The organism is Paenarthrobacter sp. JL.01a (assembly GCF_025452095.1).
GTDB lineage: Bacteria > Actinomycetota > Actinomycetes > Actinomycetales > Micrococcaceae > Arthrobacter.
The window spans coordinates 734538-756593 of sequence record NZ_CP104877.1; the positions used below are offsets into that span (position 1 = coordinate 734538).

A 22056-nucleotide genomic window follows, 5' to 3' on the forward strand; every position below is an offset into this window, starting at 1 on the left:
AATGGCCATGCCATGGAACGCAGAGGAGGCCTCGCAACGCGTTACTTGATGACGTACCCGTGCATGATGGTCATCACCGCGGCCACGCTTTGCTCGCGGGTCCGCTCGGGGTTGTAGGTCTGCCGGTCCAGGCCCACCACGAAGATGGCTCCGAAGATGGCCGCTTCAAGGCTGCCACGGGCAATGGAAGTGTCCACCGTGTAGCCGGCCGCGACGCGCTCCACGGCGGAACCGATCACGGCCAGGAGTTCAGCCCGAAGCTCGGCAAAGACGGCACTCCATTCGCCGGGGGTCCGCCAGTTTTCGCTGACCCAGAGCCGGGCGAAGGAGGGGTAGTCGTCCATGAACTCCATGGCCTGGCCCACCATGTTCTGCATGGACTCCAGGGGGTCGCTGCTTTGCCCCTGGACGTCCTGGAGCCTGACCAGCATGATGTCAACGCCGTGCCGCAGAAGCTGGGCGATCAGGTCCGACTTGCTGCCGAAGTTGTAGTACACGGTCCCCTTGGACACCCCGGCCGCGGCCGCGATCTCGTCGACGGTCACTCCCGCCGCACCGCGTTCACCGATCAGCTCCATGGACGCCTCGAACAGCCGCTGCTTGGTGGCGTTGGTGCGGCCCGGACGCAGCTTCTTCCCAGCAGTTCCGGTGGCGGCCGGCTCGGTGGTGCTCATACTGCGATCTCCGGCTTCAGGGTCTTGAGGGTCCACATCTTGTGCTTGCGGACTGCCAGTGTGGACAGTGCCGCTCCCAGCAAAGTGTATCCAAGCAGGCCCAGCACGGTAGGCCAGATCATGCTGAGTTCACCGCCATAGATCAGGTGCCGCATGCCGGTGACGACGTAGCCCATGGGCAGGACCTCGTGCACAACGTGCAGGGGCGCCGGGGTGGTCTGCCAAGGGAACGTACCACCGGAAGAGACCAGCTGCAGGACCAGCAGGATCAGGACCACGAACTTGCCAGGCGTACCCAGCAGGGCCACGATGCCTTGGATGATCGCGCTGAACGCCATCACCGCGGCCAGCATGAACAGCCACATCCCGATCGGGTGGGCCGGATTCAGGCCCAGACCCAGATCAACAACCACGGTGAGGATGGTGGCCTGCAGCACCGAGACCACGAAGAACGGCAGCCAGCCTCCTACAGCAATCTTCCAGGAGGGGGCGTTCGAAGCCAAAGCCCGCTGGGTGATGGGTCGCATCGCCTGGACAAGCATGAACACACCGATCCAGAGGGCCAGCGTCAGGAAGAATGGGGCCAGGCCTGCGCCGTAGGAACCTGCCTTCGCTTGGGAGACGTTGTTCACTGCAACGGGATCGGCGATGACCTTGGAGACGTTGCTCTTCTGCTCATCGTTCGGGTTCGGGATGTCTCCGGCGCCCTTGGCGAGTTCAGTGGCGAGCGTGTGGGAGCCATCGGCTGCCGTCACTGCGCCGCTGGCCAGCTGTCCGGCGCCGTCGTCCAGTTGGTGGGCGCCGTCGTCGAGCTTTACAGCGCCATCCAAAGCGGTCTGCTGCCCGGCGGCCAAGGTGGCCGCGCCGGAATTCAGCTGCCCTGCTCCGGCTGCCGCCTGGGAGATGGCGTCGGTCAGGGCCGGCGTTGCGCCAGCGAGCTTTTGGGCGCCGGCGCTGACTGCGGCAGAACCATCCGAGAGCTGCTGGATCTTGGCGGCGTCACCGGAGATCTTCGCTTTGGCGTCCGTCACCGGGCTGGAAGCTGCGGCGGCATCGAAGTCGGCGAGGACCTTGTCGGCCTGCTCCTGGGTCAGCACACCGGCGCTGACAAGCCGGGCGTTGGACTCGACCACCCGGTTGCGAAGGCCCTTGTCCGCTGCGTCCAATTGCCCGACGACTTCCTGGACCTTTGCGTTCAACTCGGCGTTTCCAGCGGCCACCTGGGCGGCGCCGTCGGCGAGTTTCTGCGAATCCGCGGGGAGAGCAGCCGTCTTGTTCTTGAGCTCCGTGAGCCCCGAGCTCAACTGGCCGGCACCCGCGTTCAGCTGCACAGCGCCGTCGCGCAACTGGGTTTGGCCGGCAACCAGTTGGTCCGCGCCGGTGACCAGCTGGCCGGTGCCGGTGTGGAGGGTGGCGGCGCCGTCGCTGAGCTTTCCGACACCGGTGGCGAGCTCGGAGGCGCCGTCAGCGGCCTTCACGATGGACGCGTGGATGGTGCCAAAACCAGTGAGGAGCTGGTTGGCGGTTTCTTCGCCCACTTCCTTGGCCACGGTGGAGTGCACGGCCGTGGTGAGCTTGTCCACGATGGTGCTCAGGAGGTAGTTGTTGGCGTCGTTGGTGGTGACGTGCAGCATGGCCTGGTTGGCGGCGTCGAAGCTGCCGGGTGAAACCAGGTTGGACGAGAAGTCCTTGGGGATCCGCAGGGCGAAAGCGTATTCACCGGTTTTGACCCCGGCGTCGGCTTCTTCGGCGTTGGAGACCTGCTTCCAGTTGAAGACGTGGCCCTCCACCAGGCTGTCCGCCACCTTCTTGCCGGCCTGCAATTGCGTGCCGTCCTTCGCGGTGGCGCCGCTGTCTTCGACCACCAATGCCGCGTCGATCTGGTTCAGGTTGCCGTACGGATCCCAGTTGGCGTACAGGTACACGGCGCCGTACAGCAGAGGCACCATGGTCAGGGCGAGGATGGTCAGCTTGGGCAGGAGCCCGCCGGTCATGCGCTTGAGTTCGGAGCGGGCAAGCCGCAGAACAGTCACTTTGCAGTCCTTTGGAGGGTTTCGGTTTCAGGTTCTTCTTCGGCCAGGTCCGGCGCGGTATCGGCGGCGTGCTTGGCTTTGGGCTCGACGACGACGGCTGGCTGAGTGGGTGCGGGCGCAGGCTTTGGTTCCGGTTCAGGGGGATGCCGGACCGAGTTGCCGATCACCGCTGCCGGGCCGGTCCAGTTCTCCGGGACGGCACCCACGACGGCGACGACGGCAAGCGGCCGCCCGGCGTCGGACGCCAAAGCCTGGAGCCTCGGCAGCCAGGTCCCGGGATCGGCGCTGTGGCGGTCGGGGGAGTCCACGATCAACAGGTCCGTGGCAGGGTCTGCCAGGGCCAGTGCCGTCAGGAGTTCCAGGCGCCGGGAGGCGGGGAGCTGCTCGATCCAGAGTCCGGCGATGTCTTCGAAGCTGTTTACTTTGAGCCACGGTTTGCTCAGCAGCGCGCCACGGTAGCGGCGGGGGATCAGGGAAAGGTCTTCGGTGACGAGGTCGCGGACGCTGAGGTGTTGCTCGGGTTCGTTGACGCCGGGGGAGTCCACCAAAGCGCTCGCGAGCCGGATCTTCTTGGTCTTGGTGACGTTATCCCAGCTGAGCACACCGTTGCCGGGCTTCATGCGACCGCTCAACGCCAAGGCGAGGGCGGTGCGCTGGTCCTGGCCTTCTCCGGCGACCAGCAGGAGTTCGCCGCGGTGAACTTGGAGCGACGTGGCCGGGAGGAGGTCGTCCCGGCGGCCGTTGATCTGGAGTTGCTGTACGGACAGCACAATGAAGCCTTTCGCAGAACTGTTGTCTGCGATAAGTCTAACTAAACTGACTGGTCAGTTCAAATAGAACTCAAAGGCCGTACTTCTCCATCAGCCGGAGCCACACTTCGCTGATGGTCGGATACGACGGCACGGCATGCCAGAGCCTGTCCAAGGGAACCTCGCCAACGATCGCAATGGTTGCCGAATGGAGGAGTTCAGAAACGCCGGGGCCTGCAAAAGTGGCTCCGATGATCACCCTCCTGTCCTCATCCACCACGATCTGGGCCCACCCCTTGTAGTCCGGGGAGTGCAGCTGGGAGCCACTGACATTGATGGGAAGTTCAACCCCGGCCACGTTCTTTCCCTGCAGGAGTGCCTCCTCGAGGCCCTGTCCCACCGAGGCCACCTCGGGGTCCGTGAAGACAACGCTGGGGACGGCGTGGTCGTTGGCTGTGTGTGCCCACGGGCTCCACGGCTGCGGGCTGCCCTTGAGCTCACCCTTGGCGCGGGCAACGATGGCGTCACCCGTAGCCCGAGCCTCGTATTTGCCCTGATGCGTCAGGAGAACCTTCCCTGCGGCATCGCCGGCAGCGTAAAGCCAGGAACCGCTCGTGCCATCGCTAACCGGTCCTTCGACCAACCCGCTGGCATCGGTCGTGAGCCGGGGGGCTTTGCCGTTTTCACCTTCAATTCCCACGCTCTCCAGGCCCAGATTGGCCAGGGCCGGACGCCTGCCGGACGCGACGAGTATCTCGTCGGCCTGGAGTGTCTTGCCGTCGAGCGTCACGTTGATGGAGCCGTCGTCGTTCTTCCCAACCTTGGTGACGTCGGTGTGGAGGTGGACCGTCACTCCATCGGCCCGAAGCCCGGCGAGGACCAGGTTCGCCGCTTCCTCGGCGTAGCTGCTCAAGAGCCGTCCGCGGGCCACGATGGTGACGCTGGATCCGAGGCGGGCGAAAGCCTGCGCCAGTTCCACCCCTGCCACGCCACCGCCGAGGACCACGAACCGCTGCGGGATTTCCTTGGCTGCGGTCGCTCCACGGGTGGTCCAATAGCGCACGTCCTTGAGCCCCTCGATGTCCGGAATGGTGGGCATTGAACCCGTTGCCACGACGACCGCATGGTTGGCCTTGAGGGCGTAGCTGTTGCCGTCGAGCGCATCCACGTGGACCTCGCGGGGACCCGTGATCCTGCCCCGTCCACGAACCAGGTCGATGCCGGCGCTGTCCAGCCATTCGACCTGGCTGCCATCCTGCCAGTTGTTGGTGAACCAGTCCCGGTGCTTCAGGGCTGCCGGTGCGTTCAAGGTTCCGGTGATGGCTTCCGTGGCGCCGGGGATTCCTTGGGCGGCGTGCAGGACGCTGCCGGGGCGAAGGAGCGCCTTGGAGGGAATGCAGGCCCAGTAGGAGCACTCGCCGCCCACCAGTTCGCTTTCGATGATCACCGCCGACAGGCCGCCACGAACCACCCGGTCGGCCACGTTTTCCCCAACGGCGCCTGCGCCGATCACTATTACGTCGTACTCGCGGGAGCTTTCGGCAGTCATGGGGAAAGCCTACGCCGGACCCCTCCCCTTGTGAGGCCCGTTCTGCGTGCTTGGTGTGTGTTTTGGGGCGCAGAGCAGGCCTCACAAGTGCGGTGCTTGTCCAAATAATGGGATAGGCGTCTTGCTATGTGGAACGCGGGACTAAGCTGCACTGTATGGGTGATGAGCTGAAGCCTTTTGTCGACTGGAACTGGTGTGCGGCCAGGGCCGGAACCTTCGTTCTTGCAGATTGCCGCTGGTATCTCGATGGCGCTTCCGGGCTGGACGCGTACCAACGTGGACACCTTCCCGGTGCGGTCTTCATGGACTTGGACCGCTGGCTTTCGGGCCCGGCGTCCCCGGAAGCCGGGCGCAACCCGTTGCCCGATCCCGGGGTGTTCGCCGAAGGGATGCGGGAAGCCGGCATCAATGACTCTGACACCGTGGTTGCTTACGACGACGCCGGCGGAGTCATTGCGGCCAGGCTCGTGTGGATGCTCCGGTCTACAGGGCACAACGCGGCGATTTTGAACGGGGGAATGGGTGCCTACCCGGGGGAGCCCTCGACGGACACCCCTTCGCCGGGCAGGGGCAGTTTCACAGCCGGGGCATGGCCCTCGCGGTTCATTGCGGACATTTCGGAGGCAGCTTCAGGCGCCGCGGTTGATGCCAGGAACCGTGACCGCTTCGAGGGCCGGCAAGACCCCATCGATCCGCGACCCGGGCACATCCCTGGCGCCGTGAACGTCCCTTGCCGGGAGAACCTCGATGCCGCCGGATACCTTCTGCCGGAACCGAAGATTCGGCAAAACTTCGAACGGGCAGGCGTTGTCTCTGCACCGGGGACCATCACCTACTGCGGCTCAGGAGTTACCGCGTGCCACAACCTGCTGATGATGGAACACCTCGGAATGGGGCACGGCAAGCTGTTCGTCGGAGGGTGGTCCCAGTACGGACATGCGATGGACAGGCCTGTGGAGATTCTGCTGAATCATTCAGTGCTGCACTTTGGATAACCCTGCCAGGTAGGGAAGACGCAGGATGGGTCTACGAATGATCCAGCAGAAAATGTAACTAGGCGTGCATCGCGCCCTTGAACCAGCCCGTAATGCTGGCCGGATGGGTGATCGCCGTGCCCACAACCACGGTGAAGGCACCAGCGTCGAGGGCCTGACGCGCCTGGGCCGGGGTGTGGATGCGGCCCTCTGCGATGAGCGGTTTGCCCAGGTCCCCTGAAGCGATCTCCGCCAGCAACCCCAGGTCCGGACCGTCCGTCTTCGGGCGCTCGCCGGTGTACCCCGCCAGCGTCGTGCCGATGAGGTCTGCGCCGGCTTCAACAGCAGCAACGGCGTCATCGAAAGAACCGCAGTCCGCCATGACCAGTGCATGCGATTCCGCGTGGATTCCGGCCACCGTCTCGGCCAAGGAAAGACCGTCCGGACGTGAACGCCGCGTTCCATCAATAGCCACCACATGCGCCCCGGCATTGGCCACGGCCAGTGCGTGACGGAGCGTGGGCGTGATGAAGACGCCGTCGTGCCCGTCTTTCCAGAGTCCAATCACAGGAACTTCGACGGCGGCATGCGTGAACTGCACGTCGGCAAGCCCTTGAACGCGGACCGCCGCGGCACCACCGATCACCGCCGAGGCCGCCACCTGCCCCGTGGTCCGGGGATCCCGCATGGGCTCGCCCGGATACGCCTGGCAAGAGACGATCAGCTGGGAACGCAGGGCTTCGAGGCTTTCGGACGTGAGGATCACAGGACAATTCCTTTACGGGAGAACGAGTTTCGCGGCACCAACAATGGCGGCGCTGTTACCCAGGGCCGCGCGGACAACAGGAACGGCGGCCAAGGGAGCCAGCAGCTCCTGCCGTAGTGCGGCTTCCATGGGCTTCCACCACAGCTCGCCGGAATCAGCGAGGCCACCGGAAATGACCACGGTTTCGGGATCGAGGATGTTGATCAGCCCACCCACCGCTTGCCCTGCGGCTACCGCACCGAGTTCGACGGCGGTACGCGCCGCGGCCGCGACAGCACCGCCGTCGGGGGTTCCCTTGGCGAGCTCGAACACGCCACGCGTGTCCGTCGCCTTGGCCGTGGAACCGCCAAAACGAAGAAAGGACCCGTGGATTGCCGGACCGGAAGCCACGGCCTCCACGTGCCCGACGGAACCGCACACACAGGGTAAGGGCCGGCCCTCAAATGAGGCGAGGGGTGAAGCGAAGTGCCCAACGTGGCCGCCCACAAAACGATGCCCGAGAACAGGGTGACCGTTCAGGACAAAGCTGCCGCCGACCCCGGTCCCGAACGCCACCATGAGCGAACTTGAGGAACCAGCGGCGGCACCGATCCACGCTTCGCCATGGGCATGGGCGTGAACGTCGTTGACGGCGCGAACGGAAAGCCCCAGACGCGCCGAGAGCCCGGAAACCAGCGGGGTCCCGGCCCAGCCGAGGATGGCATCCGTGGCCGAGACAACCACCCCGGCAGCAGCGTCGATGACCCCGGCAGAGCCCACACCGACGCCGGACACGGTCAGTCCGGCGTCGGCGGCGCGCTCCACCAAGCCCGCAACCAGCGCAGCGGTGGCATCAAGGATCGCCTCGCCACCGGCCCTGTTCAGCGTGGGAATGGTGTCCGGGAACAGCACTTCCCCGGAGGAGGAGACAACCCCGGCGGCGGTTTTGGTGCCGCCGAGGTCAACGCCGATTACGTGGGTCATGGAAGGGGGCATGAATGACTAGACCAGCCCGTTGCGTTCCAGGATTTCGCGGATCGCGGCAGTCTCGGACTCGTTCAGGGAAAGCATCGGCGAGCTCATCGTGTTGGACTCGATGATGCCCATGACCTGGAGGGCGGTCTTGAAAGCACCCAAGCCCGCGGCACCGCCCGACACCCGGCCACCGGGGGTGTAGACGATCTCGAAGACGTCGGCCAAGCGATCCTGCTCGCGGGCAGCGGCAGCCCAGTCGCCGGCTTGCGCGGCGTCGAAGAGGCGGCGGTAACCGGCAGGATCAACGTTGCCGAGGCCCGGAACAACGCCCTGCGCGCCACCCAGGAGGGCGCCGTCAACCACAACTTCGTGGCCGGTAAAGATGTCGAAGTTGGGGATGTCCTTGGCCGCCAGGAGGAGCTGCCGGAAGGAAACGTCGTCGCCGGAAGAGTCCTTTACACCGGCAATGACCCCATCGCGGCCCAGGCGAACCAACAAATCGGTGGGCAGCTTGAAGTGGGTGCGGACGGGAACGTCGTAGGCAAAGATGGGCTTGTCGATGGCTTCGTGGATGCTGCGGAAGTGCGTCTCGGTTTCCGCGGCATTGCCGATCGCGTAGTACATGGACGTGACCACGATCGCGTCGGCGCCGAGGTCAACCACCTTGCGGGCCTCCTCGATGACACGGTTGGTGGTCTGCTCGTTGGCCCCTACGATCAAGGGCACGGCCCCGGCGTTGGCTTCGGCGATGGTGGTCACCACCAGCTCGCGCTCTTCGTTGGTGAGGTAGGGAACTTCGCCGGAGGACCCCAGCACGAAGAGTCCGGACACACCGCCGTCGATCAGGTGCTTGGTGACGTTCTTCAACGACTGGACGTCGATGCTGCCATCGGTGTGGCGGGGGGTAATGACCGGGGGAATGACGCCCTGGAACTGAGTGGACACAGAAATCTCCGTTGTTTGTAACTTGTGAAAGGAAAAGCTAGATGTGGAGCAGGCTGGGGGCAGCGCCAAGCAGCTTGCGGGTGTAGTCGTTGCTGGGGTTATCAAAGACCTGGGCGGCTGTGCCTTGTTCGACGATCTTGCCGAAGTACATGACGCAGATCCGGTCCGAGACGTAGCGGACGGTCTGGATGTCGTGCGAGATGAACACCATGCCGAGGTTCAGCTGCGTTTTCAGGTCGGACAGCAGGTTCAGCACCTGCGCGCGGACCGAAACGTCAAGGGCCGACGTCGGCTCGTCCGCCACAATGATGTCCGGGTCCAGTGCCAGTGCGCGGGCGATCGCCACACGCTGCCGCTGACCGCCGGAAACTTGCGACGGCGTCACTTCGGCTGCCGATTGCGGCAAGCCGACAAGCGCCAACAGTTCCTTGACCTTGGCAGCACGGCTCGCGGCGGTGCCGATGCCGTGGACCTGCAGGGGATCGGTCAGGATGTCCTGGATGGTCATGCGCGGGTTCAGCGCCGTGGACGGATCCTGGAAGACCACGGAAACCGATCGGCCGAACTCGCGCCGCATGGCAGCGTTCCGCTTGATGGCCGGCTTGCCGTGGAACATGACCTGGCCCGACGTCGGCGGCTGCAGTCCCACGAGCACTGACGCGAGGGTGGACTTGCCGCAGCCGGACTCGCCAACGATGCCGACGGTTTCGCCGCGGCTGATGGTGAAATCCACGCCGTCGACGGCCTTGACGATGTTGGGACGGAACAGGCCGCCGGTGCGCGCCCGGTGGTAGACCTTGACGTCCTTGAGTTCAATTACTGGGGTGGCAGTCACTTTGCATCCTCCTTCAGGTGGCTCGCCCAGTAGTGGTCGGCATCGTCACCGTTCGCCGCCGCGACAGTGGTGAGGACCAGCTTCTGGTTGGGGTCGGCGTCGGGCCGCAGCGAGCGGGCCGCGAAGCGGTCTCCCACAGCGAAATCGTGTGGTGAAGGAACCGTGCCGGGGATCTGGTGGAGCCTGGCGGCGTCGGCCTCGATGGAGAGAACAGCGCCCAGCAGGCCACGGGTGTACTCGTGCTTGGGGTTCTGCAACAACTCCGAAGCCTGTGCCGATTCCACCACCTGCCCGGCGTACATCACCGTGATGCGGTGCGCGAGCGAGGCAACCAAGGCGAGGTCGTGGCTGACGAACACCATGGCAAAACCGAGCTGTTCCCGCAATTCGTTGAGCAGGTCCACCACTTGCTTCTGGACGGTGACGTCGAGTGCCGTGGTGGGTTCGTCCGCAACCACGATCTTCGGCGAACGGGACAACGCCATGGCAATCAGCACACGCTGGCGTTGGCCTCCGGAGAGTTCGTGAGGGTAACTGGCCAGAGTCCGGACCGGGTCCAGCTTGACCATTTCCAGCAGCTCCGTGGGGGTCTTGCGGCCGCCACGCTTGGTGAGCTGTTCCAGCTGTTCCTTGATCTTCATGGACGGGTTCAGCGAGCTCAGCGCATCCTGGTAGACCATGGCGATCTGCTCGCCGCGCAGGCCAACGTAGGCCTTGGGGTTGCTGTGCTGCGTCTTGGGGTCCAGCAGTTCCTTGCCGTCAAAGGTGATTGAGCCAGTGACTTGGGCGGTTTTCGGCAAGAGCCCCATGACGGCCAGGGAGGTGATGGACTTGCCACAGCCGGACTCGCCAACCAGGCCCATGGTTTCGCCCTCCCGGACCGTGAAGGACACGTTGTCCACGATCGGGATATCGCCGAAGCGGCCGGGGAAGCGGATGGACAGATTCTTTACCTCAAGGACGTTGCGTGCGCCTGCCGGTACCTGGGGGAGGCGGTCGCTGCGCTTCGCTTCGATCGAGGCAAGGAGTTCCAATTCGCGGTCCAGGAGGAGATGCGGGTTGGCTGCGGCGGTGCGCACATCGGTGAGCAGGGCGGACTGGCCGGCCTCGGAAGTGGCACCCAAACCGGAAGCCGCGCGGACGCCGTCGAGCTCGTGTTCCTCAACAACGGAAGGCTGGGCAACTGACGTAGCCACCTCGGTGTCCACGGCCACGGAAGCCGAGGAGCCGTCGTCGTCCTTCACCACGGGAGCCTTGCGGAGCCGGGGGTTCACCATCGCATCGGTGAGGCCCTCGGCGAGGATGTTCAGGGACAGGACGGTCAGCAGGATGGTGAGGCCAGCGAAGGTGGTGGCCCACCAGCCGCCAGAGAGGACGAGGTTGCGTCCGTAGGAGATGACGTTGCCCCAGGAGGGAGCGGGATCCTGCACGCCGGCACCCAGGAAGGACAGGGATGCCTCGAGGATGATGGCATCGGCCACCATCACCGTGGCGAACACCAGCACCGGCGCTGCGGTGTTGCGGACGATGTGCTTGACCAGGATGTAGAACCGGCCGGCGCCGATCACACGCTCGGCGCGGACGTAGTCTTCACCGTATTGGGCCAGGACATTGGCCCGGACCACGCGGGCCAGCTGCGGGGTGTAAATGATGGCGATCGCAATGATGATGGTCGGGACCGAGTTGCCGAAGGCCGCCAGGAGTACGGCGGCCAGCGCGATACCCGGGAACGCCATGAGGATGTCCATGATCCGCATGATGATTTCGTTGACGGACTTGCTCGAAGTCGCGGCGAACGAGCCCAAGAGCGCGCCCACCAGGATCGCCAGGCCCACGGCGCCGAGGCCGATCATGAGCGAGGACTGGGCTCCGAACAGGAGCCTGGAGAAGATGTCGCGGCCCAGGCGGTCCGTGCCGAAGAAGTGCTCGGCGCCCGGCGGAGTTGCCGGGGTGAACGTCTCCAGCGGATCGTGCGGTGCCAGCACGGGAGCCAGGATGGCCGCAAGGACAATGAGGATGAGGAAAGACAGGGCGATGCGGGAGCCCCAAGGCAGGGCCTTGAAACGAAGGCCCGGGGCGCTCAGCCGTTCTGCGAGCTTGCTGCGCATGAGCTATACCGTCCTGATTCGGGGGTTGATGAGCAGGTAGAGAAGGTCCACCACGATGTTCACCAGAACGAAGGTGACCGAGATGGTGAGCACCACGCCCTGGACCAGGTTGACGTCCAGGTTGGTGATGCCGTTGAGGATCAGTTGGCCCATGCCGGGCAGGGCGAAGATCATTTCAATCACGACGGCGCCACCCAGGAGGTAGCCGACGCGGAGTCCCAGCACGGTGACCGGGGTGACGAGCGCGTTGCGGAGGACGTTCTTGGAAACGACCTCGCGGTAGGGGACGCCGTTGCCGATGGCGGTGCGGACGTAGTCCCGGTCGAGTTCTTCAACCATGGACGTCCGGACCACGCGGATCAGGGAGGCCGAGACGGGAATGCCGAGCGCCAAAGCCGGGAGGGCCATCGAGTTGAGCCAACCGCCGAAGCCGGATTCCGGCGTCGCGATACCGCCCGAGGGGAACATCGGGTTCTCGCCGAGTGCGAACCACTGGATAAGGAGGATGCCGAGCCAGAATGACGGCGTGGCGATCGCGGCGATCGAGAAGACGCGGACCAGCTGGTCCTGCCATTTGTCGCGGTACAGGGCTCCGATGATGCCGAACGCCAGCGAAACAACAATCGCGATCAGCACACCAAGGAAGGTCAGCTGAAGAGTCAGGGGAAAGGCCGAGCCGATCATGGAAGCGACGGACTTTGCCGGGGGAGTGGTGACCCCGAGGTCGAACTGCAGGAGCTTGCCGAGGAAACGGAAGTACTGCAGGACCAGGGGATCGTTGAGGCCGTTCTCCTGGCGGTACTGCTGCTTGGCTTCTTCGCTGGCGCCGTCACCGAGGGCCGAGCTGGCCTGGTCGCCGGGAGCGGCCTGCAGGACGAGGAAGACGAGCAACGTGATGCCCAGGATCATTAATGGCAATGCTGCAAGTCTGCGGCCGAGCAGACGCAATATCGTGACCAATGTGTTCTCCGGTTGATTGTGGGTTGCGGGGCCTGCTCTGCGCGCCAAGTGGGGGCTTTAGGACGCAAAGCAGGACCCGCAACGGTTGGGGGACCGCCTAGGCGGTGCGTCCGAAGTCGATGAACGACAGGCCGGTTGTCGGCAGCGGCTTGAAGCCGTTGAGCTTCTTCTCATCCCAGGCACTGGGCAACTGGCGGTGGAAGACAGGGTACAGCGGGACTTCCTCGGAGACGAGGTCCACGATTTCGCCGACGGTCTTCTTGGCTTCCTCTCCGGAGGCCTGGGAGCCCTTGTTCATGAGGTCCTGCAGCTTGGTGCGCTCCGGAGCGGTCCAGAAGGCGCGCTTTTCCATCCACGTAGAGCCCGAGTAGAACCAGCTCAGGAGCAGGTCCGCGTCGTTGCCGAACACGGAAGGATCACCCGGGGCGGCGACGACCGAGTAGTCGCCCTTGCCCACGCGGTCGCTGTACAGGGCACCGGACTGGAGGCTCTTGACGGTGACCTTGACGCCGGGAATCTTGTTCCAGGATTCGAGGATCAGCGGTGCGACATCCTTGACCCAGGCAGTGTCCGTGGTGAGGAGTTCGAATTCGAGGTTGGTCACGCCGGCCTGCTTCAAAAGGTCTGCGGCCTTGGAGGTGTCGAAGCCGTAGACGTTCTTTGCCTTGACGTAGTCCGGGTGGCCTTCCTGGAAGTAGGAGCTGGCTGCCTTGGCATTGCCGAACAGGGCCTTTTTGATGATCGCTTCCTTGTCCAGGCCATAGTGCAGGGCCTGGCGGACCAGCTTGTTGTCGAAGGGTGCCTTGGCGCAGTTGAACATCAGGAACAGCAGACCGAAGGACTGTACGGACTCAACCTTGACCTTGGACTTAAGTCCGTCGACATCAAGGTAGGGCACGTCCTCGATGGCCTGGACACGGCCGGACTGGACGGCGGTGACGCGGGCGGCGGCGTCTGAAAGGAGGAGCCAGGTCATGCCCTTGGCCAGGGCAGGCTTGGGGCCGTTGTAGTCGGCGAACGCCTCGAAGACGATCTTGTCGTCCTTGACGGCGGAGACCAACTTGTAGGGGCCGGAGCCAACGGGCTTGGCGTCGAAGGCCTTGAGGTCCGTGGCAAGGGCCTTGGGAACGATCTTCACCACGGAGATGCGCGGACCGAAGCCCGGGAAGGCGTACTTAAGGGTGAACTCCACCGTCTTGGCATCAACGGGCTTGACGTCCTGGATGAACGGGATGAACTGCGAGAACAGGGACTTGTTGGCAGGGTCCATGACGCGGGTGAAGGAGAAGGCTACGTCTTCGGTGGTGACGGGGGTGCCGTCGTGGAACTTGGCGCCCTCGCGGATGGTCACCTGGTAGGTGGTGTCGTTGACCTTCTTGGGGTCTGAGGCAGCCAGCGCGTTGTAGGGCTCGCGGGTGGCCGGGTGCAGTTCGATAAGGCCTTCGAAGATGTGCAGGTTTGCGGCCATCGGGGTGGCACCTGAGGAGCTCAGCGGATCGAACCCCGTTGAGAGTGCGTAGGAGATGCCTGCCTCGATGGTGAGGTCCTTGTTTACTGCAGCGGTGTTCGTTGCGTTTCCGGTGGTGGTGCTGGCAGCGCCGCCGCACGCAGAGAGGGTAGCCGTGAAGGCGGCTGCTGCACCAACTGCGCCGCTTAGCTTCAGGAAGTTCCGGCGGCTGGCATCGTTGACCAGCGGCAGGCTTTGGATCGTCTTGCTCATAGGGTGCCTCACCAATCGAGTTTCGTGGGTTATCGGATGTAGGACGTCCGATGCTCGTATGGAAACTGTAAGGGCGGTCACAACGGAACGTCAAGTGAGAATTGGTGCGGTGGGCCGTGCGTGGCTCCGGGGGAGGATGCCGCCTGCTGGGAAATTACGCGCATGGCTAGGAAGGAGGTGGGACATCCGATATTGTATGTTGCGAGCTACTCGTTCTGCCTCGGGCGCTAAGCTCGCCTCAACATTAACACTGCACCGCCACCTGTTCCGGGGTCGGTGCACGGCAAGGAGAAAGCCATGACAACTTCCGGTGTGGTTCCGCAGGCGCGGTTCAGTGCACAGGCCCGGCTGCGTGCGTTGCAGTCGGACATTATGGAACTGATCCTTGAGCGCGAGCTCGAGGCCGGCGATCCTTTGCCCACCGAAAGTGAGCTGTCGGTCGCTCTTGGGGTCGGGCGGAATACCCTCCGCGAGTCACTCAAGGTGCTCCAGGCCCTGGGTGTCATCGAAATCCGCCACGGGTTCGGCATGTTCGTCGCCCCCAGCAACTTCGATGCGCTCGCCGACGGCCTCACGTTCCGCGGCCGGTTGTCACTCCGCCACCAAGGGCTCGAAGCGCTGCAGCTGGTCGACGTCCGCCAAGCCCTTGAGTCCGGACTGATCGGTTCCTCCATCGACGTCATGACGTCGGAGCAGTTGTCATCCATCGAGGAATCGGTCAAGCAGATGGAGGAGCTGGCAGCAGCCGGCGAGAACTTCGTAGCCGCCGATGCCGAGTTCCACCGCCGGCTTTTCGAACCCCTCAATAACGAGCTCCTGATCAACCTGATGGGCGTTTTCTGGAAGGTATACAGGAAGATCCACGTGGAGATCGGCCCTGGCAACGAGGACCTGGTGAAGACGGCCGCGATGCACCGGGACATCTATGCCGCCGTGGCCGCTGGCGACAAGGCCGCGGCCGCCGAACTGCTCAACCGGCATTTCGATGGCATCCGCCGCCGCATCAGCGAGGCCGTGGGCGAGTAACGCACCCAACCGAAGGGCCGCCGTCGTACTTAACGAAAAGTACGACGGCGGCCCTTGCCGTTTCTGCCCCCGTCACCCAACTAGGGGACAGTACCGGTTCCACTGAGCGCTCAGAACAGCGTTTTCTGTCCCCTACTTGGGTGCGGCGCCGCGCCAGCCCGCCACGAGCACCGAGCGCAGGTAGTCGTAGCGGAAATCGTTGATGTTGCCGAGGTCCGACAGGGCTGCGATCCTCTGGGGAAGTGCCGTGCCCGTGAGCGCGCCCACGCCGAACATGTAGGCCCATTCGTGGAAACCGCGTGGCTTGTCAGGCAAGGCCTTGCGCATCACCTCGATGAAATCCCGCGCCATGGGATCGAAGTATTCGGCCAGGATGCCGCGTTCGTGGGCGCCCGGATCGGAAGCCTCGCGGAGAACGAGCCGGGCGAACAGCTTCCCGTCTTCAGTTTCCTGGGCCTTCAGGGTGGGCATGAGGAAGGCGTCAACAATCCGCTCGACGGCGTCACTCGCCGAGGTCTCGACGGCCAGGACCTGCCGGCGACGTTCCTCGTTGAGGTGCTGGTAACGGGTGAAGACCGCCCTGTAGAGCTCCAACTTGGTGGCGAAATGGTAGATGACCAACGGTGCGGTGGTCCCGGTTTCCTCGGCGACCGCCCGCATGGTGGTGGCCTCGAAGCCCCGGTCGGCGAACATCTTCACCGCGACATCAAGGATCTGCTCCCGGCGGCGCGTTCCTGCCGTATTCCCCTGCACTTCTGTGGACATGGGTTCCAGCCTATAGCTCCGTGGGCGGTAACCGTTGACACAAACTGAATGGGTGTATAAATTCTATCCCACAAGAAACTGAACGAGTGTAAAAGTTCCGTTTCGCTCCGGGCAACGTGGCCCGCTTCAGAAGGGATTTCCACATGAAACGTGGAACCAAATGGTTCATCCTCGTTGGGTCATTCGTCATCTACCTCTTCGATGCCCTCGAAATTGCTGTGCTGTCCTTCGCGCTCCCGGCCATAAGCAAGGAATTGGCGCTCACTCCGCTGGCAGGCGGGTTGTTGGCCACCGCGACGCTGCTGGGCATGGGCTGCTCCAGTGTGATCACGGGTTGGCTGGCCGATAACCGTGGTCGCCGGGTTGCGCTCATCGTGTCCATGGCGGTGTTCGTCGCGCTGACGTCCGCGTTGTTTGTCGTGCCGAACTACGGCATCTTCGTGGCCCTTCGCTTTCTGGCGGGTATTGGCCTTGGGGGCGTCTGGTCCGTCCTGTCCACCTACATCGTCGAAACCTGGCCGGCGCAGCAGCGCGGACGGGCGGTGGCGTTCGTGCTTGCCGCGTACCCGCTCGGCGGCGCCGGTGCGGCCTTGATCGCAGGCGTCTTCATGCCCGACTGGCGGACGCTCTTCCTGGTCACGGGCTTGTCCGCACTTCTGCCCCTGCTGATGGTGGTGTTCTTCTTCCCCGAATCCAAGGCCTGGCTGGAAGAGCGGGCAGGCCAGCAGGCGTCCACCGTTACCGTCAAAGAAGTGTTCACCGGCAGCTATCGCCGCCGCACGATCTTCGCCACCCTGGTCGCAGTCTGCGCCTTCGTTGGTTTCTACGGGGCTTCAACATGGATGCCCAGCTACCTGGCGACCGAGCGCGGCCTCGATCCCCGGCAGGTCAGCCTCTTCATGACCATCCTGAACCTGGGTATGTTCGCCGGGTACATCGTGTTCGGCTGGATCGCGGACAGGATTGGCCGCCGCAACGCCATCATGCTCTCGCTGGCCGGCACCGGATTGTTGATGCCGCTGTATGGACTGGTCACCAACCAGGCCGTCCTGCTGTGGATGGGCCCGCTGTACGCGTTCTTCATGACGTTTGCCGGCCTGTTCGGCTCCTACCTCGGGGAGTTGTACCCCACCAGGATCCGCACAACCGGCGCCGGATTCTGCTTCAACATCGGGCGGGGCGTCGCGGCCTTCGCGCCTCTGGCCATGGGCGGAATCGCGGCGACCTGGGGCTTCTCGTCCGGGCTCATCCTCTCCGGCGCAGTCTTCCTGGCAGGTGGCGCTCTCATGCTCTTCCTGCCCACACCCACCGCGGCTCCTCCGCGGACAATCCGGCAATCGAGCCCAACCTTCAGAAAGAATCCATCAACAATGCCTGACCTTATAGACCTGTCCGTCAGCCTCCGCGGGGGAATCGCCTCGGATCCGCCGGGTATGACGCCCGAGATCGAATATTTCACCCATCGGGAAACCGCCAAGGACCTGGTGTCCTATTTCCCCGGGATGAATGAGGCGGATCTGCCGGGGGAGGAAGGCTGGGCCATCGAGCGCATCAATGCCACCACCCATACCGGTACACATCTGGACGCTCCATATCACTACGCCTCCATCATGGACGGGGGAGCGCGTGCCATCACCATCGATGAAGTTCCGCTGGAATGGTGCTTCGGCCGCGGAGTGAAACTGGACTTCCGCCACTTCGAGGATGGCTACGTCGCCACGGCCGACGACGTCGAGGCTGAACTGTCGCGGGTGGGGCACCAGCTCGAGCCGGGAGACATTGTGGTGGTCAACACCGCGGCCGGCGCGCGGTACGGCTTCGACGATTACCTGTCCAGGGGTTGCGGGATGGGCCGCGAAGCCACCCTCTACCTCACCAGCCGCGGAGTCCGGGTCACCGGCACCGACGCCTGGAGCTGGGACGCCCCCTTCATCCACACGGCCAAGCGCTACGTGGAAACCGGGGACAACTCGCTGATCTGGGAAGGCCATAAAGCCGGGATGGAGATCGGGTACTGCCACATCGAGAAACTGCACAACCTTGAGGCCTTGCCTGCCACGGGGTTCCGTATCTCTTGTTTCCCGGTGAAAATCCACGGAGCCTCCGCAGGGTGGACCCGCGCGGTTGCGATTCTGGATACGGAGGCGGGCAAATGAAGTTCTTCCGGAGAATGCTCGACGGCGTTCCCCGCCTTGGGCTGGCCAATCCGGACTTGGTCTCTGGCCGGCTTTATCCGGCAGGGCTGGACGCGTTTGAGGTGATCTCCCGTCCGGGGATTGCCGCCGACGGTGACTTTGTGGATTTTGCCGCCGTTGAGCTTCTGCCTCCGATCCAGGTCGCCACCATCCGGGACTTCATCACCTTCGAGCAGCACACGGAGGGTGCCTTGCGCTCAGTAGCCCCGGAGAAGGGTGTCCCGGACGCCTGGTACCAGGCGCCGTCGTTCTATTTCACCAATCCGCACGCGGCGATAGGCCACAACGCGACTGTTCCCATGGCGCCGGGCTCCCGGCAGTTCGACTTTGAGCTGGAAGTTGCGGCAGTCATAGGCGCCGACGGCTTCAACCTCTCCGTGGAGGAGGCGGGAAATCACATCGCCGGCTACATGATCCTCAACGATTGGTCAGCCCGGGATGTGCAGCGCGGCGAAATGACCGTCGGCCTGGGACCAGCCAAAGGCAAGGACACGGCGACATCCCTGGGGCCGTTGTTCGTGACCAAGGACGAGCTGGAGGACGTAACCTCGGACGGGTTCCTTGATCTGTCCATGAGCGTCTCTGTAAATGGCAAGGTCCTTGCCACGGATTCTCTGGCCAACATGGCCTGGAATTTTTCTGAGCTGGTGTCCTATGCGAGTCGGGGAACCTGGGTTCGACGTGGCGACATCCTGGGGTCCGGAACCAGTGGCGGAGGCTGTCTTGCTGAATTCTGGGGTTGGTACGGAACCGAGGCTCCGCCGGCCTTGGAACGGGACGACGTTGTGAGCCTGACGGTGGAACGGCTTGGAACTCTGACCAACGTTGTGGGCGGCGCGTCTCCGGTGCACGGGATTCCCAAAGCCCGGAGGCGTTCCTATGTCCCGCCGATGCCGTTCGCCCCGGGTATTTAGCCCCACCCTCACCCAACTAGGGGACAGCACCTGTCCTACTGAGCGCTCATAGGACCCTGTTCTGTCCCCTGGTTGGTTTGGGGGAAACAAAAGACCCGCACCGGCGAACCGGTGCGGGTCTTGATCTGTGCGCCCAAAGGGATTCGAACCCCTGACCTTCTGTTCCGTAGACAGACGCTCTATCCAGCTGAGCTATGGGCGCATTTCGTGTGATTCTCGGCGGTCTGTTTCTCTGACCCCCTCGAACCTCAATAAACTTTACAGAAGTTCATGTGAAGTTCCAAATCGAAAAGCTGTAATCTGCGCAACTAGACCGGTCTACGTGACCTTAGTCACTTAAATTAGCCTTTCCGAAAACGGGAACCTTGAATTCTAGGGCTTTTTACTTTTCAAGCCGATGGATGTCCGATGTCTGACAGCGGAATGGTCTGGTCCGCGACCCCTATCGTTTAGGACACACCACTGAACCCGAGGAAGGGAACCGCAATGGGCGATCTGGCGCGACTGCCGCTGCTTGAGAAGGCACCTACTACGCATGCACGTCTGCTGGCCTGGGTTGAGGAAGTTGCCGAGCTGACTCAGCCGGACCGCATTCACTGGGTTGATGGCAGCGAAGCAGAAAACACGAAGCTCACCGACGAACTCGTCGAGGCCGGAACGCTGAAGCGACTGAACCCGGAAACCTTCCCCAATTCCTTCGCGGCATTCTCCGACCCCGCTGACGTCGCCCGTGTGGAAGAGCAGACCTTCATCTGCTCCGAGAACGAACGCGATGCAGGCTTCACCAACAACTGGATGGCTCCGGCCGAGATGAAGCAGAAGCTGCGCGGACTCTTCGCCGGTTCCATGCGTGGCCGCACCATGTACGTCATCCCGTTCGTCATGGGCCACCTCGATGCAGAAGACCCCAAGTTCGGCGTTGAGATCACCGACTCCGCCTATGTCGTAGCCTCCATGCGCATCATGGCCCGCATCGGCACGGACGTCCTGGACCGCATCACCCAGACCGATGCCTTCTTCGTTCCCGCCCTCCACTCGCTGGGCGCGCCGCTGGAACCCGGCCAGGCCGACGTCGCATGGCCTTGCAACCCGGACAAGTGGATCGTCCACTTCCCGGAAGAGCGCTCCATCTGGTCCTTCGGATCCGGCTACGGCGGCAACGCCCTGTTGGGCAAGAAGTGCTACGCCCTTCGCATCGCCTCCGTCATGGCACGCGATGAGGGCTGGCTCGCCGAGCACATGCTCATCCTGAAGCTGACCTCCCCCGAGCAGAAGACCTACTACGTCTCAGCTGCGTTCCCGTCCGCCTGCGGCAAGACCAACCTTGCGCTGCTCGACCCCACCATCAAGGGTTGGAAGGTCGAGACTCTTGGTGACGACATCACCTGGATGCGCTTCGGCAAGGAAGGCGAACTCCGCGCAGTCAACCCCGAAGCCGGCCTGTTCGGCGTCGCTCCCGGCACCGGTTGGGGCACCAACCCCAACGCCATGCGCGCCATTGCCAAGGGCAACAGCATCTTCACCAACGTTGCGCTGACCGACGACGGCGGCGTCTGGTGGGAAGGCATGACGGAGGAAACCCCTGCGCACCTGACCGACTGGCGCGGCGAGTCCTGGACACCGGACTCCGACACGCCTGCAGCCCACCCGAACTCCCGCTTCTGCACGCCGATCGACCAGATCGACATGTTGGCCGAGGAATACTTCAGCCCTGAGGGTGTGGAGCTCTCCGCCATCCTCTTCGGTGGACGCCGCAAGACCACCATTCCGCTGGTCACCGAAGCCCGCAGCTGGTCCAACGGCATCTTCATGGGTTCCACGCTGTCCTCGGAAACCACGGCTGCCGCTGCCGGCGCTGTCGGTGTTGTCCGCCGCGACCCCATGGCCATGCTGCCGTTCATCGGCTACGACGCAGGCGATTACCTGAACCACTGGGTCAACCTGTCTGCCAAGGCCAACCCGGAGCGTCTGCCGAAGATCTTCCTGGTCAACTGGTTCCGCCGCAACCCCGAGGGTGGCTTCGCGTGGCCCGGATTCGGCGACAACGCCCGCGTGCTCAAGTGGGCCATCGAGCGCCTTGAAGGCAAGGCAGACGCCGTGGAGACCCCGATCGGGTTCGTCCCGACCGGTGAATCCATCGACCTCGAAGGCTTGGACATGACTCCGGCCGAGGTTGAGTCCGCTGTTCGCGTCGACGCCGACGAATGGTCAACCGAGCTGGCATCCATCGAGGAATGGTTCGCCAACTTCGGCGAATCCCTCCCGGCGGCTCTCCAGTCCGAACTGGACGGTCTCAAGACCCGTCTGGGCTAGACCCCTTAGGAACAACGGCGTTCTTAAGTGCACGACGGCGGCCCGTCACCTTTCGCTTGGAAGGTGACGGGCCGCCGTCGTCATGAAGCGCTAGGGTGCCACGCTCATCCGGATCTCGGGCCGAAGCCCGATTGATTCGAACACCGGGTCCATTTGGCGGGTGTGGGGGAGTGATGAGATCACGATGCCGTCCAACTCACGGTAGAAGGCCTCCCTGGCGCGGGTCATGGCATGACGGAGTGCGCATTCGGTGATCAAGGGGCAGACCTTGGCGGGCGACTGGCACTCGGCCGGGTCCTGGCGACTGTCCAGGTGACGCAGGACCTGTCCGACCGTGGCTTCCCGCCCTGCGTCGTTCAGGCGGGATCCGCCGAGCCGACCCCGTTCGACGTTTATAAGTCCCAACGCGCGCAGGCGGACCATTGCCTTGCTGACGTGGTTGTAGGGAGTTCCCACGGCATCTGCCACCGCCTGCGTGGTCAGCAACGCACCGTCAGGAGCCGCGGCCAATACCATGAGGGCTCGAAGGCTCACATCTGCGAAGGCGTTGATTTTCATGGCATCAGTCCAGGTGCT

18 protein-coding genes and 1 tRNA gene are annotated in these 22056 nt (G+C 63.8%); 5 read left to right on the top strand and 14 right to left on the bottom strand.

Translation table 11 applies throughout. The annotated features are described in order from the left end of the window. Positions 1–41 precede the first annotated feature (41 nt). The 4 genes from N5P29_RS03610 to N5P29_RS03625 all read right to left on the bottom strand — a co-directional run bounded on the left by N5P29_RS03610 (position 42) and on the right by N5P29_RS03625 (position 5005). Positions 42–674, bottom strand: a complete 633-nt coding sequence (locus N5P29_RS03610; RefSeq protein ID WP_262277300.1) for a TetR/AcrR family transcriptional regulator — start codon at positions 672–674, stop codon at positions 42–44. Further along, positions 671–2707, bottom strand: a complete 2037-nt coding sequence (locus N5P29_RS03615; protein ID WP_262277301.1) for a YhgE/Pip domain-containing protein — start codon at positions 2705–2707, stop codon at positions 671–673. Before N5P29_RS03615 ends, N5P29_RS03610 begins: the two co-directional genes overlap by 4 nt. Beyond that, positions 2704–3477, bottom strand: coding sequence for a P-loop NTPase family protein (locus N5P29_RS03620; protein WP_262277302.1), 774 nt, complete (start codon positions 3475–3477; stop codon positions 2704–2706). The genes N5P29_RS03615 and N5P29_RS03620 overlap by 4 nt, the downstream gene beginning before the upstream one ends. A gap of 70 nt (positions 3478–3547) precedes the next feature. Beyond that, positions 3548–5005, bottom strand: coding sequence for a dihydrolipoyl dehydrogenase family protein (locus tag N5P29_RS03625; RefSeq protein ID WP_262277303.1), 1458 nt, complete (start codon positions 5003–5005; stop codon positions 3548–3550). Positions 5006–5160: 155 nt separating this feature from the next. Between N5P29_RS03625 and N5P29_RS03630 the strand changes: the two genes are divergently transcribed. After that, complete coding sequence (locus N5P29_RS03630) at positions 5161–6000, top strand: sulfurtransferase (protein ID WP_262277304.1); 840 nt, start codon at positions 5161–5163, stop codon at positions 5998–6000. Between the two features lie 58 nt (positions 6001–6058). Here the strand turns inward: N5P29_RS03630 and N5P29_RS03635 are convergent, their stop codons facing one another. From N5P29_RS03635 to N5P29_RS03665, 7 genes are all read right to left on the bottom strand, one after another. Next, positions 6059–6745, bottom strand: coding sequence for an N-acetylmannosamine-6-phosphate 2-epimerase (locus N5P29_RS03635; protein WP_262277305.1), 687 nt, complete (start codon positions 6743–6745; stop codon positions 6059–6061). Positions 6746–6757: 12 nt separating this feature from the next. Next, positions 6758–7708, bottom strand: a complete 951-nt coding sequence (locus N5P29_RS03640; RefSeq protein ID WP_262277306.1) for an ROK family protein — start codon at positions 7706–7708, stop codon at positions 6758–6760. An 18-nt stretch (positions 7709–7726) separates the two neighbouring features. Continuing rightward, positions 7727–8644, bottom strand: coding sequence for a dihydrodipicolinate synthase family protein (locus N5P29_RS03645; RefSeq protein WP_262277307.1), 918 nt, complete (start codon positions 8642–8644; stop codon positions 7727–7729). Positions 8645–8681: 37 nt separating this feature from the next. Then, positions 8682–9479 (bottom strand): ATP-binding cassette domain-containing protein, encoded by a 798-nt coding sequence (locus N5P29_RS03650; RefSeq protein ID WP_262277308.1) that lies wholly within the window; start codon positions 9477–9479, stop codon positions 8682–8684. Then, entirely contained in the window at positions 9476–11587 is a 2112-nt protein-coding gene (locus tag N5P29_RS03655) for a dipeptide/oligopeptide/nickel ABC transporter permease/ATP-binding protein (RefSeq protein ID WP_262277309.1), read from the bottom strand. The genes N5P29_RS03650 and N5P29_RS03655 overlap by 4 nt, the downstream gene beginning before the upstream one ends. 3 nt (positions 11588–11590) lie before the next feature. After that, a complete protein-coding gene (locus tag N5P29_RS03660; protein WP_144661656.1) occupies positions 11591–12496 on the bottom strand; it encodes an ABC transporter permease in 906 nt (301 codons plus the stop codon). Positions 12497–12644: 148 nt separating this feature from the next. Further along, the gene (locus N5P29_RS03665; RefSeq protein WP_262277310.1) at positions 12645–14267 is read right to left on the bottom strand and encodes an ABC transporter substrate-binding protein; all 1623 of its coding nucleotides are present in this window, start codon (positions 14265–14267) and stop codon (positions 12645–12647) included. A gap of 297 nt (positions 14268–14564) precedes the next feature. Between N5P29_RS03665 and N5P29_RS03670 the strand changes: the two genes are divergently transcribed. Beyond that, positions 14565–15293 carry a FadR/GntR family transcriptional regulator gene (locus tag N5P29_RS03670; RefSeq protein ID WP_262277311.1) on the top strand — a complete coding sequence of 243 codons (729 nt, stop codon included), beginning with the start codon at positions 14565–14567 and terminating at the stop codon, positions 15291–15293. A 132-nt stretch (positions 15294–15425) separates the two neighbouring features. Here the strand turns inward: N5P29_RS03670 and N5P29_RS03675 are convergent, their stop codons facing one another. Beyond that, on the bottom strand, positions 15426–16058 hold the full coding sequence (locus N5P29_RS03675; RefSeq protein WP_262277312.1) for a TetR/AcrR family transcriptional regulator: 633 nt from the start codon (positions 16056–16058) through the stop codon (positions 15426–15428). 143 nt (positions 16059–16201) lie between these two features. On the opposite strand from N5P29_RS03675, the gene N5P29_RS03680 reads away from it, so the two are divergent. Both N5P29_RS03680 and N5P29_RS03685 read left to right on the top strand, forming a co-directional pair. Then, on the top strand, positions 16202–18214 hold the full coding sequence (locus N5P29_RS03680; protein ID WP_262277313.1) for an MFS transporter: 2013 nt from the start codon (positions 16202–16204) through the stop codon (positions 18212–18214). Next, entirely contained in the window at positions 18211–19167 is a 957-nt protein-coding gene (locus tag N5P29_RS03685) for a fumarylacetoacetate hydrolase family protein (protein WP_262277314.1), read from the top strand. Before N5P29_RS03680 ends, N5P29_RS03685 begins: the two co-directional genes overlap by 4 nt. Positions 19168–19295: 128 nt before the next feature. Here N5P29_RS03685 and N5P29_RS03690 read toward each other — a convergent pair. Next, a tRNA-Arg gene (locus N5P29_RS03690) sits at positions 19296–19369 on the bottom strand. Positions 19370–19653: 284 nt separating this feature from the next. Here N5P29_RS03690 and N5P29_RS03695 point away from each other — a divergent pair. Next, a complete protein-coding gene (locus tag N5P29_RS03695; RefSeq protein WP_262277315.1) occupies positions 19654–21480 on the top strand; it encodes a phosphoenolpyruvate carboxykinase (GTP) in 1827 nt (608 codons plus the stop codon). A gap of 90 nt (positions 21481–21570) precedes the next feature. Here the strand turns inward: N5P29_RS03695 and N5P29_RS03700 are convergent, their stop codons facing one another. Next, positions 21571–22038: an RrF2 family transcriptional regulator gene (locus tag N5P29_RS03700; protein WP_262277316.1), complete on the bottom strand. Its 468-nt coding sequence runs from the start codon at positions 22036–22038 to the stop codon at positions 21571–21573. Positions 22039–22056: the final 18 nt, after the last annotated feature.